Raw genomic sequence first — 1,554 nt, forward strand, 5'->3', positions numbered from 1 at the left:
CCCAGCTCCACCACCCAGGCGGTGATCTGCTGCGGGATCTGCTCGGTGGTCAGCACGTGGGCGAAGAGCATGGCGTTGGCGATGATGAACATCAGCATGATGGTCAGCTTGCCGGACTCCAGCAGCACCTTCGGGCACTCGCGCAGGGTCAGGTCCTTGTACACGAACAGGGCGACGAAGCCGGCGTACACGGCGGCCACGGCAGCGGCCTCGGTCGGGGTGAACATACCGGTGTAGATGCCGCCGAGGATGATCACCATCAGCAGCAGGCCCCAGAACGCCTCGCGCGCCGAGCGCAGCCATTCGCGCAAGCTGGCACGCGGCAGGGCCGGCAGCTTCTTGATCCGTGCCACCACGTAGATCGCGATCATCAGCACCAGGCCGAGCAGCACGCCCGGGATCACCCCGGCCATGAACAGCTTGCCCACCGACTGCTCGGTGGCGGCGGCGTACACCACCATGACGATCGACGGCGGAATCAGGATGCCCAGGGTCCCGGCGTTGCACACGATGCCGGCGCCGAAGGCCTGCGGGTAGCCGGAGCGGACCATGCCGGCGATGGCGATGGAACCCACTGCCGCCACGGTAGCCGGCGACGAACCGGACAGCGCGGCGAACAGCATGCACGCCAGCACCGCGCCGATGGCCAGACCGCCCCGGATGTGGCCGACGCAGGCGTTGGCGAAGTCGATCAGGCGGCGGGCCACGCCACCGGTGGTCATGAAGGCACCGGAGAGCAGGAAGAACGGAATCGCCAGCAGGGTGTAGTGCTCGGAGGTCTCGAACAGCTTGATCGCCAGCGAGCGCACCGAGTCGGGGCTGAACAGCATGATGGTGATCGAGCCGGCCAGGCCGAGCGAGGCGGCGATCGGCACGCCGATGAACATCAGCAGGAACAGCAGCAGGAAGAGGAACAGGACGGTCATTATTTGCTCTCCTCGTGCTCATTGACCTTCAGGGCGTCGGCGGCTTCGTCAGCCAGGCCGAGGCCGGTCTGCTGGTTGCGCAGGATGCGCACGAGAATTTCCAGGAAGCGGATGAACACCATGGCGTAGCCGAACGGCACGATCATGCCGATGTGCCATTGCTGGATGCCGTAGTGGCCGAGGTCTTCGGCGCCGATGCCGGCGCTGAACAGGGTGTGCACCCAGTCGAAGCTGCCGACCGCGATCAGGCCGGCGTAGCCCAGGCAGCACAGGCAGGCGATGACGCCGATGACGCGCTGGATGCCGCGTGGCGCGAGCTTGACCAGCGCATCCACGCCGATGTGGCCGGCGGTGCGCACGCCGTAGGCCAGGCCGAAGAAGATCAGCCAGCCGAATAGTGCCTTGGTCAGGGCGTTGCTCCAGGTCATGGCCTGGGCCATGTCGAGGATGGCGTCACCGATACCCAGCAGGGTTTCGTTGCCGCCGAAATGGTCACCCAGCCAGTAGAACAGGGTGTAGAAGTTGTTGAGGATCACGTAGACGAAGGTGATCAGGGTCATGGCAGCGAGAAGAAAGGCGATGAAGCCTTCCTCGAAGTGCTCCCAGGCGCGCCGCAAGGCGTTCATGG

The 1,554-nt window shown here is 65.5% G+C and carries 2 protein-coding genes; both read right to left on the reverse strand.

Annotation, left to right across the window (positions count from 1 at the left end; translation table 11 throughout):
• Positions 1-926 (reverse strand): C4-dicarboxylate TRAP transporter large permease protein DctM (dctM, locus tag EWH21_RS23975; RefSeq protein WP_277699499.1); only part of this gene is annotated, 926 nt, incomplete at its 3' end.
• The gene (locus tag EWH21_RS23980; RefSeq protein ID WP_037057630.1) at positions 926-1,552 is read right to left on the reverse strand and encodes a TRAP transporter small permease; all 627 of its coding nucleotides are present in this window, start codon (positions 1,550-1,552) and stop codon (positions 926-928) included. The genes EWH21_RS23980 and dctM, both read right to left, overlap by 1 nt.
• Between the last annotated feature and the right edge of the window lie 2 nt (positions 1,553-1,554).

Source organism: Pseudomonas sp. REST10, assembly GCF_029542605.1.
In the GTDB taxonomy this organism is placed as follows: domain Bacteria; phylum Pseudomonadota; class Gammaproteobacteria; order Pseudomonadales; family Pseudomonadaceae; genus Aquipseudomonas; species Aquipseudomonas khazarica.

What these genes read in the sequence shown, in the direction of transcription:
- EWH21_RS23980 (WP_037057630.1), bottom strand. Translation starts at nt 1,552, where the DNA reads ATGAACGCCTTGCGGCGCGCCTGGGAGCACTTCGAGGAAGGCTTCATC.